This is a genomic window from Spirosoma arcticum, from assembly GCF_054779955.1.
This window is the reverse complement of the sequence record NZ_BAAGXG010000008.1, coordinates 31,009-46,114: the sequence shown is the minus strand read 5'-3', so window position 1 is coordinate 46,114 and position 15,106 is coordinate 31,009. Positions and strand designations below refer to the sequence as shown.

The 15,106-nt window shown below is 54.9% G+C and carries 9 protein-coding genes; 4 read left to right on the top strand and 5 right to left on the bottom strand.

All coding sequences use genetic code 11. The annotated features are described in order from the left end of the window. Nucleotides 1-283: 283 nt before the first annotated feature. From ACYVHB_RS18650 to ACYVHB_RS18640, 3 genes are all read left to right on the top strand, one after another. On the top strand, nucleotides 284-2,026 hold the full coding sequence (locus ACYVHB_RS18650; RefSeq protein ID WP_461053292.1) for a serine hydrolase: 1,743 nt from the start codon (nucleotides 284-286) through the stop codon (nucleotides 2,024-2,026). A 69-nt stretch (nucleotides 2,027-2,095) separates the two neighbouring features. Further along, complete coding sequence (locus ACYVHB_RS18645) at nucleotides 2,096-3,019, top strand: hypothetical protein (protein ID WP_461053291.1); 924 nt, start codon at nucleotides 2,096-2,098, stop codon at nucleotides 3,017-3,019. Between the two features lie 37 nt (nucleotides 3,020-3,056). Next, entirely contained in the window at nucleotides 3,057-4,025 is a 969-nt protein-coding gene (locus ACYVHB_RS18640) for an SPFH domain-containing protein (protein WP_461053290.1), read from the top strand. A 60-nt stretch (nucleotides 4,026-4,085) separates the two neighbouring features. On the opposite strand, the gene ACYVHB_RS18635 is transcribed toward ACYVHB_RS18640, so the two are convergent. From ACYVHB_RS18635 to ACYVHB_RS18625, 3 genes are read right to left on the bottom strand one after another with little or no spacing between them, the layout of a single operon-like run. After that, complete coding sequence (locus ACYVHB_RS18635; protein WP_461053289.1) at nucleotides 4,086-6,311, bottom strand: xanthine dehydrogenase family protein molybdopterin-binding subunit; 2,226 nt, start codon at nucleotides 6,309-6,311, stop codon at nucleotides 4,086-4,088. A gap of 2 nt (nucleotides 6,312-6,313) precedes the next feature. Then, on the bottom strand, nucleotides 6,314-7,288 hold the full coding sequence (locus ACYVHB_RS18630; protein ID WP_461053288.1) for an FAD binding domain-containing protein: 975 nt from the start codon (nucleotides 7,286-7,288) through the stop codon (nucleotides 6,314-6,316). Then, entirely contained in the window at nucleotides 7,285-7,908 is a 624-nt protein-coding gene (locus tag ACYVHB_RS18625; protein WP_461053287.1) for a (2Fe-2S)-binding protein, read from the bottom strand. The genes ACYVHB_RS18630 and ACYVHB_RS18625 overlap by 4 nt, the downstream gene beginning before the upstream one ends. Before the next feature lie 193 nt (nucleotides 7,909-8,101). On the opposite strand from ACYVHB_RS18625, the gene ACYVHB_RS18620 reads away from it, so the two are divergent. Further along, nucleotides 8,102-9,583, top strand: coding sequence for a glycoside hydrolase family 30 protein (locus tag ACYVHB_RS18620; RefSeq protein WP_461053286.1), 1,482 nt, complete (start codon nucleotides 8,102-8,104; stop codon nucleotides 9,581-9,583). Nucleotides 9,584-9,660: 77 nt separating this feature from the next. On the opposite strand, the gene ACYVHB_RS18615 is transcribed toward ACYVHB_RS18620, so the two are convergent. Both ACYVHB_RS18615 and ACYVHB_RS18610 read right to left on the bottom strand, forming a co-directional pair. Next, entirely contained in the window at nucleotides 9,661-12,393 is a 2,733-nt protein-coding gene (locus ACYVHB_RS18615; RefSeq protein WP_461053285.1) for an ABC transporter permease, read from the bottom strand. Continuing rightward, complete coding sequence (locus ACYVHB_RS18610; RefSeq protein WP_461053284.1) at nucleotides 12,390-15,080, bottom strand: ABC transporter permease; 2,691 nt, start codon at nucleotides 15,078-15,080, stop codon at nucleotides 12,390-12,392. Before ACYVHB_RS18610 ends, ACYVHB_RS18615 begins: the two co-directional genes overlap by 4 nt. Nucleotides 15,081-15,106: the final 26 nt, after the last annotated feature.

Sequence of the window (15,106 nt, the reverse complement as noted above, 5' to 3'; positions counted from 1 at the left end):
ACATTAAAGCAGATCGAAAGCCGCTTCGATGCCATTTACTAAAATGGCCAACCGCCTGCCAAACAAGTGTCTATCCCGCTCGAAAGTTGGAACGTGCTCAAGCAAGCGAGTTAATACGACGTCTACACTAAACGGCATAAAAAACCCGTCCTGATTGAACAGTTCAATCAGGACGGGTTTTTTATGCCGTTTATCCGGGTGATTAGCCGATTGATAAGTTGAGGATTATCGGAAAGTGGAAAAAGGGTAATCTTGACAAACGATCATCTTTTCACCATCCCACATGAAAACAATCCTCACGCATAAACTCATACCCCTGACCGTCATTGCCATTCTGCTGGCTGGTTCAGCGACGTTTGCCCAAGACAAAGCCGCTAAAATCGACGCCCTTGTTGGCCAGTACGTTGCCAATCGGCAGTTTAACGGCACCGTGCTGGTAGCCGAAAAAGGGCAGGTGATCTTCAAAAAAGGTTACGGAATGGCTAATATGGAGTGGAACATCCCAAACGCGCCCGATACCAAGTTCCGGCTTGGCTCCATTACCAAGCAGTTTACGGCCATGCTCATCATGCAATTGGTCGAAGCGGGAAAGCTGAAATTAGACGGAAAAATCACCGACTATCTGCCGGACTATTCAAAAGCGACGGGCGATAAAATCACGATCCATCACCTGCTCACCCACACATCAGGCATTCCCAGCTACACGGGTTTCCCAAAGTTCTTTGAGCAGGATAGCCGCGACCCGTATACGCCCGAAGCCTTTACCAAAAAATTTGCCGACCTACCACTGGAGTTTGAACCCGGCTCGAAATTTTCGTACAACAACTCCGGCTATTTTTTGCTGGGCGTCATCATTGAAAAGATAACAGGCAAATCCTACGCCGAGGTGCTGAAAACCAACATTCTAACACCATTGAAGCTCACCGATACGGGTTATGATTTAGCCAGCCCGATACTGGCTAAACGGGCCGCAGGTTACGAAAAACGGGGGAGCAGCTACGTCAACGCACCGTATTTAGACATGTCGATTCCGTACGCGGCTGGCTCACTGTACTCGACGGTGGCCGACTTATACCGCTGGGACCAGGCCCTGTACAGTGATAAATTGCTGTCGGCCCGCGCAAAAGCGACGATGTTCACCCCGTTTCTGTCGCATTATGCCTACGGCTGGGGAACGGGCAACATCAAAATCGGCCAGTTGAAAGACAGCCTGCTCGTGATTGAGCACGGTGGTGGCATCAACGGTTTCAATACCCTGATTAGCCGGATGCCCAAAGACCGGCAACTAATTGTTCTGCTCAACAACACGGGCGGTGCTCCGCTCGACGCTATTAAAACAAACATTGTCAATATCCTGTACGACCAGCCCGTTGAAGCACCGAAAAAGCCTGTTACTGACTTGCTCCGGCAATCGGTGTTGTCGGAACCGCTGGCGCAGTCGAGACAGAAATTTAATGCCTGGAAGACCGATAAAGCCTACAGCCTTACCGAGGGTGAGGTGAACCAGTTGGGGTATGAGTTGATGGGCGACGGAAAACTGCCCGAAGCCGTTGCGGTGTTTACGCTCAATGCCGAAGCGTTCCCCGCTTCCTACAACGTGTACGACAGCCGGGGCGAGGCCTACATGAACATGGGCAACAAAACGGCTGCTATCCAGGATTATAAAAAGTCGGTCGAACTAAACCCGCGCAATGATAATGGGTTTGCTAAACTTAAGGAGCTTGGCGAAGTGGTGGAAGCGCCGAAGACCGTGGTGACGGCAGTCGATACGGCCACGCTGGCATCGTACGTCGGCAATTATCAATTGGCGCCAACGTTTTCGATTGTCATTACGCGGGAAGGTGACAAACTATACGGACAGGCCACTGGTCAGAGTCGGTTTGAGCTTTTCGCCGAATCGAAAGCTAAATTTTACCTCAAAGTAGTTGACGCACAGGTTACATTTGTGGCCAACGAGAAAGGCAGCGTTGAGCAGCTCATTCTGCATCAGAACGGACGGGATATGCCCGGCAAACGACTCCGCTGATTTCGTAACAGTCGTTTTGCAACGACAATCGGGCGCGTTACCTTCAACTTCGTTTTAACAAACCTGTTTATGCATACACACCGGTTACTAATCGGCTTTACTGGATTGGTGATAGCCCTGACGCTTGCGTCATGCCAGGACCCTACGGCTCCAGCAGTCACCCCCGGCACGCCTACCCCCGCCCCGACGACTGCGACTCGTTTTCGGGTGAAAACGCTTTCTCAGGATCTGCCTAATAACTCGGCAAAAATCAGTTCATTCAGGTACGACACGCAGGAACGTTTAAGCGCCGTAGTTGCTTACCAGTCGCCCGATAGCTCGGCGGCCCAAGTCGAGCGGAATACGTATCGGTACGATGGGCAGAACCGGCTAATCCTCCACCAGCGCCAGGTTATTGCCGTACCCGGTTCCATTTTTAAGCCGTTCAGTGAACAGAATCAGCTTAGTTATGACGCGGCTGGTAACGTAACGGAAATCAGATATTCTCTCGCCAATTACCTGCTGGCGGCTCCTAATCAGACCATAGTGGATTTGGCGACGCTGAACGACGCCAACACGTTGGGGTATGTGGTCCAGCTTCGGTACAATGCCGCTAACCAGTTAATTGGTAGCACGAAAATCAACTACTTTCAGGGCAGTCGGGGTTCGATTACTTCCGTTGGTGAGTTCGCTTACTCGAGCGATAAGTTAACGGCATTCAACGTTGTCACCACCAGTAGTACTTTCTCCGGCTCCCCCTCTCGTGACGAGGGCAGTTTAACCTACGATACGAAGATCAATCCGTTTTTTGGGGTGTACGTGGTTCCAACTTATTTCGGCGGTGTCAGCACCAATTTTCCGAACCTGAATACGTTAAGCCGAAACAATATAACTACCATTGGCGGGTTAACATTCCGCCATGAATACAACGCGGCCGACCTGCCCACCGTCCGGTACACCACGATTGGTGGCAATGCCGTAGAAACGCTGCGATTTGAGTACGAAACCTATTAGTCAGGGTTGACCACGATTTCTTAAACCACCCACCACCATGTTCTTCTTGCCGGTTTTAGTTCTTCTGGCGGCTGTCGTTGCCTTTCTATCCGTCGTTATCGTCCAGCAGGGCACGGTGGCCGTCGTCACCATTTTCGGGAAATACAACCGGGTGATGACGCCCGGTCTGAACTTCAAGATTCCATTTATCGAGTTTATCTACCGACGTATTTCCATTCAGAACCGCTCCGTCGAACTGGCGTTTCAGGCGATCACGGCCGATCAGGCCAACGTCAACTTTAAGGCGATGCTGGTGTATTCGGTGCTGAATCAGGAGGAAGAAACGATCAAGAATGTGGCGTTCAAATTCATCGACGAAGCCTCGTTTATGCAAGCCCTAATTCGAACCATCGAAGGGTCAATTCGCAGTTTTGTGGCCACCAAACGGCAGTCCGAAATCCTGGCGCTCCGCTCCGAAATTATCGAACACGTCAAAAATCAGATCGACACGCTGCTCGAAACCTGGGGTTATCACCTCACCGACCTGCAACTGAACGACATTGCCTTCGATGAGGTCATTATGCGCTCCATGGCGCAGGTGGTGGCGTCTTCTAACCTGAAAGCAGCCGCTGAGAACGAAGGACAGGCGCTGCTCATCACGAAGACCAAAGCTGCCGAAGCGGAAGGCAACGCCATCAAAATATCGGCCGAAGCCGAAAAAACGGCCGCTCAGTTGCGCGGTCAGGGCGTGGCGCTGTTCCGCGAAGAAGTGGCCAAAGGTATGGCCGAGTCCGCCAAAGTAATGAACGAAGCCGACCTCGATGCGTCGCTGATTCTGTTCTCGATCTGGACCGAAGCCATCAAGCACTTCGCCGAAGCCAGCAAAGGCAATGTCATTTTTTTAGACGGCTCAACCGACGGCATGGAGAAAACCATGAAGCAGTTGCTGGCCATCGAAAAACTAAACAACATTCCCGAAGTTGCCTCCATTGCGCAGCCCGCTTCAGACCGGCCGTCGAATCGCTGACAGGCTGGCATACCCGACTTTGGAGAAAGCGAACGACCCGTTCATTACCGTCCGCATCCGTTACGCCAGCACTTTATCGGGCGTTATGGGCAGCTCGCGGTGGCGTTTGCCGGTGGCGTTGAAGATGGCGTTGGCAATGGCCGATACGCTACCGACGATACCCATTTCGCCAATGCCTTTTACGCCCGCCGGGTTGGCAATGGTGTCTTCTTCCTCAATGAACAGGTTGTTGATGTCCCGGATGTCGGCGTTGACGGGCACGTGATATTCGGCTAAGTTCGGGTTCATGATGCGACCCGTGCGGGGGTCGCGGAGGGTATCTTCGTGCAGGGCCATGCTGACGCCCCAGATCATGCCGCCCAGCAATTGACTCCGCGCCGTTTTGGCGTTCACAATCTTACCGGCCGCCACCGTCGACAGCATCCGCGACACCCGCACTTCGCCCAAGGCCTCATCCACCCGTACTTCGACGAAGATGGCCCCAAAGCCGTACATCGAGTACTTATTTTTTTCGTCGCCCGCTTTCGACTCCTGCATGTCCTCAATGGGTTTGCCGCCGTTGCGCTTCAGCAAACTGCTGAACGACTCCCCCTGACGCGGGTCAGACTTCCGCACGAGCCGCCCATTTTCGGCCATCAGGTCCGATTCGGGTGCGGCATAGAGTGGTGATTTTTTGTCGGAGAACGCCATCTTTTTTGCTTTCGCGAGCACTTCCCGCGCTACCTGCACCACCGCCGAGCCGGTCGTGACGGTCGTGCGCGACCCGCCCGACCCAATAGCTTCGGGAAGCGTAGAGTCGCCCGCGCTCAGCGTAACCAAGTCGGGCGAAATGTCGAATACCTCCGCCACCAACTGGTTCATAATCGTGAACGTACCCGTGCCCAAATCCTGCGTCGCCGTCTGCACGTTCACGGTTCCGTCGGCGTTCAGACGGACGCTGGCTGACGATTCGGCGCGGTTGACGGGGTACACGGTCGTGGCCATGCCCATGCCAACGAGGTAGTTGCCATCGCGCACCGACCGGGGCGTGGGGTTGCGTTTGTCCCAGCCGAACCGCGCGGCTCCCTGTTCGTAGCAGGCCCGGAGCGATTTGCTCGAAAACGGCAGGTTTTTGTGGGGGTCAGTTTCGGCGTAGTTTTTCAGCCGCAGGGCGATAGGGTCCATCTTGAGTTGCGCAGCCAGATCGTCGAGGGCACACTCCAGGACAAACACGCCGGGAGCCTCGCCCGGTGCCCGCATAGGCGACGTGTACCCGATGTTAGCGCGGATAAACCGGTGCGTGGTTTCCTGGTTCGGGACGGCGTACAGCATTCGGGAGATAACACCGGCGGGTTCGGCAAAATCGTCAAAATCGCCCGTCTGCGCGATGGTGTCGTGGCTCAGGGCCGTAAACTGCCCGTCGTTGGTGGCTCCCAGCGCGAACCGCTGCACCGTGGCCGACCGCGACCCGACCATGCCGAACATATCCTCGCGTTTGAGCACCAGCCTGACGGGGCGTTTGATGAACCGGGCAGCTAATGGCCCCAGCATATTGGGCGAAAAAACGGTACCCTTGCTGCCAAAGCCCCCGCCAAGGTACTGGCAAATGACCCGCACGTTTTCGCGGGGTATACCAAATAGCTCCGCCACACGCTTCTGGGTACCCGAAACGGCCTGCGTGGCCGTGTGCATCGTGAGTTTGTCGCCCTCCCAGTATGACACTAAGGCGTGGGGCTCCAGCGCATTATGGATTTGGGTGGGTGTTCGGTAGGTATCGTCCAGCCGGGTTGTCGCGGCCGTCATTCCCGCCCGCACGTCCCCGCGTTTGGTGTCTACCTGGTCGTCTTCGCGGGGTAGCCGGGGGGGCGTTTCGGCCCGGTCCTGGTTAGCAGGGAGTTCGGGTTTGAGCGGCTCCGCATCGTACGTAACGCGCAGTCGTTCGGCCCCTTCCACGGCGGCCTCGAACGTGCTGGCCAGCACTATCGCAATCGGCTGGTTGTGGTAATGCACCTGGTTGTCCTGAAAGACATGCAGTACCCGGTCCGACGCAGTTTCGGTATTTTTGTTTTTATCCGATCCGGCTATTTTGGGCACATTCTGGTGCGTCATCACGTCCAGAACGCCAGGCACCTGCTTCGTCGCGCTGGTGTCGAATTGGCGAATGCGCCCGTGCGCGATGGTACTCATGACCAACACGCCATGCACAAGGTCGGGGCGTTTGATGTCGGCGGAGTAGCGGGCCGAGCCGGTCACTTTGGCCACCCCGTCGATGCGGTCAATCGGGTCGCCGATGAGTTTCTTTGCCATGATCACGCCACCGTTTGCAAGGCCCGAACGATGGTGTTCTCGGCCAATTTAATTTTAAAACTATTGTGTTCGTAGCCTTTGGCACCCATTAGTAGTTGCCGGGCGGCTTCGCGGAAGGTGGCTTCGGTAGCCGGTTTGCCCGTCATCTGCTGTTCCAGCTGGGGCAGTCGCCAGGGCTTGTGCGCTACCCCGCCGAGGGCGATGCGTACCTCGCGAACGGTGCCGCCTTCCACCGCCATCCGGGTCGCCACCGACACCAGCGCGAAGGCGTAGCTGGCCCGGTCGCGCACTTTCAGGTAGTGCGACTTGCCTGCCCGCTGGGGCGAGGGCAGGTCAATAGCGGTGATGAGTTCGCCCGGCTCCAGCACGCTGTCGCGCTGGGGCGTATCGCCCGGCAGGCGGTGAAAGTCGAGAAGCGGCACGGACCGGTTGCCGTTCGGCCCCGTAATCTGCACCACTGCGTCGAGCGCACTGAGGGCCACGTTCATGTCGCTTGGATTGGTGGCGATGCAACTTTCTGAGGCTCCCAGAATGGCGTGAATGCGGTTGTGGCCACCGATGGCTCCGCAGCCGGTGCCGGGTTGGCGCTTGTTACAGGGCGTACTGGGGTCATAGAAATAGTAGCAGCGGGTCTGTTGCAGGAGGTTGCCGCCCATGGTTGCCATGTTGCGTAGCTGGGGTGAGGCACCCGCCAGCAACGCCTGGGCCAACAGCGGAAACTGACTCACAACCTGTTTGTCGTCTGCTACGTCGCTGTTGCGGGCCAGCGCACCGATCCGTAAACCAGTGGCGGTTTTTTGGACTTTATCCAACGGAAGGCGGCTGATGTCGACCAGCGTATCGGGCCGTTCGACTCCGTATTTCATCAGGTCCACGAGGTTGGTGCCGCCCGCAATAAAGCGCGTGTTGGGCGTAGCACCGATGAGCCGGAGGGCGTCGGCGGGCTGATTAGCCTGCACCAGATCGAAGTTTTTCATACCCGCGTTCCCTGTTTTTGTACGTCTTCCACCGCATCCACAATGCCCGCGTAAGCTCCGCACCGGCAGATGTTGCCGCTCATCCACTCCCGAATTTCGGCGCGGGAATCGGCGTGGCCGTCGCGGATGCACGCCACGCCCGACATAAGCTGGCCGGGCGTACAGAAGCCGCACTGGTAGCCGTCGTGTTTGATGAACGCCGTTTGCAACGGGTGCAACTGGTCATTGCCCGGTGCCAGCCCTTCGATGGTGGTAATCTCGCGACCTTGCTGCATAGTGGCCAGCAGCAGGCAGGCGTTGGCGGTTCGCCCGTCGACGTGCACCGTGCAAGCCCCGCACTGCCCGTGATCGCAGCCTTTTTTGGCGCCGGTCAGGTCGAGCCGTTCGCGCAGCACGTCCAGCAGCGTTTCGCGGGGTTCGATGTCGAGTTTATATGTTTTGCGGTTGATTTTGAGGGTAACGGACCGCTTCGCCGGGAGCACGCTGGTCGCTTCAGTGGCAGCGGGGTTTGCCGTGGAGCGCAACGGCGGCAGCACGAACAGGCCCGCCAAGGCTGACGATTGTCTCAGAAACCAGCGTCGGCCAGCCCCGTCGATGAGGTAAGATTCTTTTTCGTTCATAGTTGAGCCGGTATGCCGTACGGATTGCACTGCTGTTGCGTATTGACGAAACGCACAACGATTGGGCTGGTAACCCTGCGTTTGCGTAGTGTGTTTAAGGAAGTTATTCACTGACCATCAGCAGCGGGTTCAATTCGTACCCAAGTGCTATCTTGCGCCGGGCAACCCGTCCGATACCCGTTATTCCGTTCGCATGATTCAGCCTGCAAAACATACCCCGCTTCGGTTGCTGCCCGTCCGGCAGTCGGGCCTGCCCGCGTTACTCATCACGATTGGCTTGCTGGTTAGTTGTCAGAAGTCGACCAACACCCAGACCGGCCCGGTGCAGTTGCCCATCGCCAAATCGGACGTTGCGCTTTGGCTGACCACGCCGGACCGTACGGCCCTGTTTGCCAGGCAGGGCATACGCTTAGTTTTCAGCACAACAAGCAGCGCCGGTATCACCATCGATGTGGATACGACCCAGACTTTTCAGACGATGGACGGGTTCGGCTACACAATGACCGGAGGCAGTGCGCTGCTCATCAACCGGATGAACCCGACCGACCGGGCGGCCCTGCTGGAGGAACTGTTTGGTACCGACGGCAACCACATCGGTATCAGCTACCTCCGCATCAGCATCGGGGCTTCCGACCTGAGCGACCGGGTATTTACGTACAACGATTTACCGACCGGCGAAACCGACCCCACAATGGCTAAATTCAGCTTAGCGCCGGAGCGGGCTGATTTGCTGCCGGTGCTGAAACAGATTCTGGCCATTAATCCCGCCATTAAAATTATGGGATCGCCGTGGACACCGCCGGTCTGGATGAAGACCAACGGCAACGCGAAAGGAGGCAGCCTGAAACCGGAGTTTTACGACGCCTACGCCCGCTATTTTATCCGATACGTACAGGAAATGAAGGCCGGGGGTATCCCGATTGACGCGATTACGATTCAGAACGAGCCGCTGCACCCCGGCAACAACCCGAGTCTGCTGATGCTGCCCGCCGAGCAGGCCCTGTTCATCAAGCAGCATCTGGGACCGGCGTTCAGGTCGGCCAACATCCAGACCAAAATTATTCTGTACGATCACAACGCCGACCGGCCGGACTACCCCATCAGCATCCTGAACGATCCGGCCGCTAAGCCTTACGTCGACGGGTCGGCCTTCCACCTGTACGGGGGCACCATCGACGCGCTGGAGCAGGTGCACCAGGCTCACCCCGACAAGCATCTGTACTTTACGGAGCAGTGGGTGAGTTCAAAAGGAGCGTTCAACGGCGACCTGACCTGGCACACGAAGAATCTGATGATCGGCGCACCCCGCAACTGGTGCCGCACCGTGTTGGAATGGAACTTGGCCGCCGATCCAGATCAGAATCCGCACACCGACGGCGGCTGCACCGAATGCCTGGGGGCCTTAACCATCAGCGCCGACGGGACGAGTGTGACCCGTAACGTGGCATATTACCTCATTGCCCACGCGTCGAAATTTGTCCGGCCGGGTTCGGTGCGCGTCGCGTCAAACCAGCCGGCCGGGTTGCCTAACGTGGCCTATCGCACGCCCACCGGCCAGAAAGTCCTGCTGGTGCAGAACGAAGGAACCTCGGCCAGGACGTTTGCCATTCGGTATCGGGGCGGGTCCGTAACGGCAACCCTGACTCCCGGAGCCGTTGGAACGTTTGTCTGGTAAGCGACCTGCGCTGGTCAACTACGAAGCAGACCGCGTATCACACGGTGCCCTTCCATTTTTATGCTGCGTAAACATAGTTACTCACTCCGCAAACTCTTCACCGGGTTCATCAAAGCGGCTTTGATGGCCTGGTAGCTGACGGTGGCTAAAGCTATGGCAACGGCTAAAATGCCCGAAACGACAAACACCCACCACTCTACCTCAATGTGGTACGCAAACTCGTTCAGCCATTGACTGGTAGCCCACCAGGCGAGTGGGAAGGCAAGGCCATTGGCAATCAGCACCAGTTTCAGGAAATCTTTTGATAGTAAAGCCGTGAGATTAAGCACGTTTGCCCCCAATACTTTCCGTACGCCAATTTCCTTGATCCGTTGTTCGGCAGCATACGTCGCCAGGCCGAAAAGCCCCAGGCAGGCAATGAAAATGGTGGCCAGCGCGACCCAGATCAGCAGGATTTCCCGGCGTTGATCCTCAGCGTAGAAACGAGCTAATTGCTCATCCAGAAAATGGTATTCGAGCTGATGCGTCGGGTCAATTTTGGTTAGAATGGCATTCATCTTAGCCAGCGTTGCCGGAATGTCCTTGCCTTCGATTCGGGCGGTGAAATAATCAATCGAATGCACCGGGTTCTTCTGATAGACCAGTACCATCGGGGCAATTTTCTCGCGCAACGATTGAAAATGGAAGTCCTTTACAACGCCAATAACCCGCGCCCGGAACGGCTGATTGTCCGGGCCGACGGGCTGGTAGCTGCCACCCATTGCCCGTGCTGGTATTTCGACCAATTGCCCCGATGCTTCCTTGATGTTGAGCATATTAGCCGCCGTTTCGTTGAGCAAAATCGACGTAGAATCGGTCCGGTCGGCAAAGGTCCGGCCCTGCAAAAGCTGTACGTCAAAGGTCCGGGCGAAATTCTCGTCGGCGGCAATCAGATAAGCAATTTTAGGCTCGTTGGTGTTGCCCTGGGGCCTGATTTTAACCGTCGGAATTGTTTTCCATTCACCCGGCACCCGCGACGTTGCGGCTACCTGTCTGACCGTCGGGATTTTGCTGAACTCGGTTTTTACGGTTTCGGCTCCGCTGCGTATTTCACCACTATTGATGTCCACGACCAGCAATAACTCTTTGTTGAACCCCAGGTTCTTGTTGTTCGCGAACCGGATTTGCTGGAAAAACACGATGGTGGCAATGATCATCACGACCGAAATGGTGAACTGAAAAACAACCAGCCCTTTTCGTAACGTCAAACCACTCTTATTCTGAAGTTTACCATGTTTCAGTAACAAAAGCGGACTAAAGCCCGACAGTAAAAACGCCGGGTAACTGCCCGATGCTAAACCCGTGATAACCAGAGTCAGCAGGACATACAGCCAAATTCGGTAATCGCTGTGAATACCGAGCGAGAGTCCTTTATGGGTAAATTCATTGAAGGTCGGTAGCAGGACATTGACCAGCACGACGGCCAGCAGGAACGAGATCGTGGTTACGACCAGCGATTCGGTCAGAAACTGATAGATAAGCTGCCCCTGAAATGCTCCACTGGCCTTGCGAACGCCAATTTCTTTCGACCGGTTAGACGCCCGGGCCGTTGCCAGATTCATGTAATTAATGCAGGCAATGAATAGCACAAACAGGGCAACAATGGCAAAAATTTTGATGTAAAGCGCCCCGCCCTGGCTCATGGCTTCCACGTTGGAATTTCTGGCCCCATCAACAATGTCTTCGGAGTGCAGATGAATATCCGCCAACGGTTGCAGGCTATAATTGATCGAATGGCCAACATCCCATTTTACGTTGGCATTAAGCAGCTTCGTGATGTTTTGAGCGGCTATTTCGGGATGGGCTTTTTCTTTCAGCAGAAAAAACGTCATGAAACTCTGAGAATCCCAGTCAGCTATCCATTCCTTAAATTCGTCATCGCTGCTGATGGTTGCTTCTGAAACGACCGCCTTGAAATCGAAACTTGAATTGCGGGGATGGTTTTTCAGGACAGCCGTTATCTTCAGCGGTTTATCTAATTCAAAATCGACGGTTTTGCCAACCACATCCGTGCTGTTGAACAGTCGTTGTGCCAATTCTTCAACGATAATGATGGAATTCGGTCCGTTCAGGGCCGACTTGCTATCACCATCAATTACTTCAAAATCAAACAGTTCCAACAGCCCAGGCGTACCAAAGGTGATCGTCTCCTGAAATGCATTTTTGGTTGCAGGATTTGATATGTTGGCTCTTCCGGTTCGAGTAATCCGCGCCGAGTTTTCAATTTCGCCGATCCGTTTCTTCGATTCTTCGGCGACTTTGTAGCTCGATGCCGCAATGGTCAGGTCTTCGGTGGGTGTCTTCTTATGCTGAATGGCCCGGTAAATCCGGTTCGTTTTGCTGTGTTGCTGGTCAAACGTCAGCTCATCGAACAGGTATAACCCAATCAGCAAAAAACAAGTGATGCCGAAGGTTAGACCGGCCACGTTGAGGGCGGTATAGAGCCGGTTCCGACGAAGGGTTCGGAAAGCGATTTTGAAATAGTTGCGGAGCATAACAGACGAGACAATTGACGGTTGTTGATAATAATCTTGTTTTCGTTGACGTCGGCGCACAAACGGCGGTAGCACCGAGACCACACTCAGCACGTAGCGCAGGGTGGCCTGCGCCTTACCCGCCCTGTGATACCAGTACCCGTAAAGCTCATCCAAATCACCTTCGACTTCTTCGAGGGTTTCGTCGGGGTGAAATTGGGCCAGCAGCCGGTGTGCCCAGCGGGGTGGCGACGGGTTGGACCGGTCGTAACGGGGTGGTTGAACGGGTCGTTTCATTCGCTCCGTAAACTCTTGATTGGATTCATCAGGGCGGCTTTGATGCTCTGGAAACTCACCGTCAGCAGCGTAATCATCAACGCACCCGCGCCCGACGCGGCAAAAATCCACCACGAAATCTCCGTGCGGTAGTCGTATGTTTGAAGCCAGCCGGAAAGAAAATAGTACGCCACGGGCGCAGCCATAAAGAAGGCAATCACCACCAACACCACGAAATCTTTGGATAGCAACCCCCACAGGTTCAGCACACTCGCCCCCAGTACTTTGCGAACGCCAATCTCTTTAGTACGCTGCTCGGCGACGAACGAAGCCAGCCCGAACAGACCCAGGCACGAGATAAAGATGGCCAGTCCGGCAAAGATGCTGGCCAACTGTCCGATGCGCTCTTCGCTCCGAAACTTTTGGTCATATTCGTCATCGACAAAGGTGTAGTTGAACGGTGCTTCGGGGAGGTGTTCTTTTAGTACGTCACCAATTACCTTCAGCGACGCGTCGGCACTACGCTGAGGGTTGAGCCGAATCGTTAGAAATTTGCCAGACTGTTGCGAAATAAAAAAGACGGAAGGCTTTACTGGTTCATAGGGTGAATCCATAACCATATCCCGAATCACTCCGATTACGTGAAAGCTGACCCTGAAGTTGGTACCCGTCCAGGTTACGGTTTGGCCAATCACGTCCCGCAGGCCCATAAACGCCACGGCCGATTCGTTCAGGATCAGCCCCAGCGAATCAGATGCCAACTGCCGGGAGAAATCACGTCCTTTTTTAAACTGCCAGCCAACGGTTTTACCAAACTCATGGGTTATGCTGATCGTTGCGAGATTGACTTGAAGAGCCGGGTTTTTACCCGCCCAGTCAAATCCACCGTTGGTCGAGCGCACTTCGGTCAGTGGACTTGCCGACTCGCCAACTTCAAGCACAGCCCCCGTTTTCAGCAATTCCGTCCGAACCGTCTCCCGGTGCTGCTCATAATTCGGTACGTTCAGCAGCAGGGAGATTAGTCCTTCCCGGTGGTAGCCAATTGGGCGATTCTTAGCATGTTGGATCTGCCGGTAAACGACAAGGGTACCGATAATCAGCGCGATGGATACGGTAAACTGGAGAACTACTAAAACCCGTCGGGGCGTGACAATGCGGTTGCCAGTCCCAAACCGTAGCGACCCTTTCAACACGGCAACGGGCCGGAACGACGACAGGTAAAGCGCAGGATAGCTACCAGCAATGAGGCTCGTCAAGAGGGCAAAACACAACCCCAGCATCCAGAAAATGGGATTCGCCCAGGGAATAGCCATCTGTTTGTCGGCCACTTGGTTGAAGACAGGAACCGTTAGGAAGACAACGAACAGTGCGATGGCATACGCCACCATCACAACCAGCAGCGACTCGCCAAAAAACTGAGCAATCAACTCGCTACGCCGTGAACCAATCACTTTTCGAATGCCAACTTCCTTCGCCCGATTGATGGAGCGGGCGGTCGAGAGGTTCATAAAGTTGATACAGGCCAGCAGGAGAACAAACCCGCCGATGATGCCAAACAGCCACACAAACTGAATCCGACCGCCTGTATTTACCCCGTTTTCCCACTCGGAGTATAAATGCCAGCGGGACATTGGGTGAAGTACGAGTTCGGGTTTCAGAGCAGGGTTTGTCCGGCTTTTGTCAGCGAGCAGATTTTTGATTTTGGCGGATCCCTGTTCCGCCGTAACCTGCGGAGTGAGTTCTACAAAAATCTCGAACGAGGTTTGGGTCCAGTCATTTTTAGAGTCATTGACCCAGCCGGTCGACGCTGCATACAGGTCCCAGGGCGCAATGAATTGAACATCGGCCAGGCTGTTTCCGGCGGGTATATCTTCATAAACGCCCGTCACGTTGACTGTCATGGTATTGTCAATCGTCAAGGTCTTGTGCAGAGGATTTGCGTCGCCGAACAAGGCCCTGGCTACCGACTCAGACAGTAAGATCGAAGCTGGCTCTCTGAGCCCATTCCGACTTCCCTTCAGCATGGTCAACGACAGCATATGGGGTGCTCCCGGCGTCATAAACTTTCCGTTTTTGGAGAATACCTGGTTGTTTAGGGAAAGCGTGTGCCCAGTGGTCCACCACGCCAATACGACATGCTTGAAAACATCACCAAAGTCAGTTCGCAAACTATTGGCTAATGGAATTGGCACGTTCAATTTGGTATCAGTTTCACCATTGACCGTCCGATTCCTCAGCACCTGCGCAATACGGGCATAGTTCTGATGGTATTTATTAACCGATAACTCATCGTAAATCCACAGGCCAATGAGCATGGCAACGGCCATACCCACCGCAAGCCCCGAAATATTGATGAACGAGTACCCTTTGTTCTTAGCAAGATTACGCCAGGCGATTTTCAGATAGTTGCGGAGCATAATAGACGAGACAATTGACGGTTGTTGATAATAATCTTGTTTTCGTTGACGTCGGCGCACGAACGGGGGCAGCACCGATACGACGTTGAGCAGATAACGCAGGGTGGCCTGCGTCCTGCCCGCCCGACCCGTTGGTGATGCGGCATTCCGACCGCGTGGATGCCAGTACCCGTAGAGTTCGGTTAAGTCGCCTTCAACTTCTTCGAGCGTGTCGGGCGGATGCAGCCACCGGAGTAAGCCGACGACCCAGCGGGGCGGGTCGTTAATGCGGTTTCGAGAGGGAGATGGCATGGCGTTTTTTGGTTATCTTTGGAAAA

Excerpts from the sequence above, each read along its gene's own strand:
- ACYVHB_RS18650 (WP_461053292.1), top strand. The coding sequence starts at position 284 with ATGAAAACAATCCTCACGCATAAACTCATACCCCTGACCGTCATTGCC.
- ACYVHB_RS18645 (WP_461053291.1), top strand. The coding sequence starts at position 2,096 with ATGCATACACACCGGTTACTAATCGGCTTTACTGGATTGGTGATAGCC.
- ACYVHB_RS18640 (WP_461053290.1), top strand. The coding sequence starts at position 3,057 with ATGTTCTTCTTGCCGGTTTTAGTTCTTCTGGCGGCTGTCGTTGCCTTT.
- ACYVHB_RS18635 (WP_461053289.1), bottom strand. The coding sequence starts at position 6,311 with ATGGCAAAGAAACTCATCGGCGACCCGATTGACCGCATCGACGGGGTG.
- ACYVHB_RS18630 (WP_461053288.1), bottom strand. The coding sequence starts at position 7,288 with ATGAAAAACTTCGATCTGGTGCAGGCTAATCAGCCCGCCGACGCCCTC.
- ACYVHB_RS18625 (WP_461053287.1), bottom strand. The coding sequence starts at position 7,908 with ATGAACGAAAAAGAATCTTACCTCATCGACGGGGCTGGCCGACGCTGG.
- ACYVHB_RS18620 (WP_461053286.1), top strand. The coding sequence starts at position 8,102 with ATGATTCAGCCTGCAAAACATACCCCGCTTCGGTTGCTGCCCGTCCGG.
- ACYVHB_RS18615 (WP_461053285.1), bottom strand. The coding sequence starts at position 12,393 with ATGAAACGACCCGTTCAACCACCCCGTTACGACCGGTCCAACCCGTCG.
- ACYVHB_RS18610 (WP_461053284.1), bottom strand. The coding sequence starts at position 15,080 with ATGCCATCTCCCTCTCGAAACCGCATTAACGACCCGCCCCGCTGGGTC.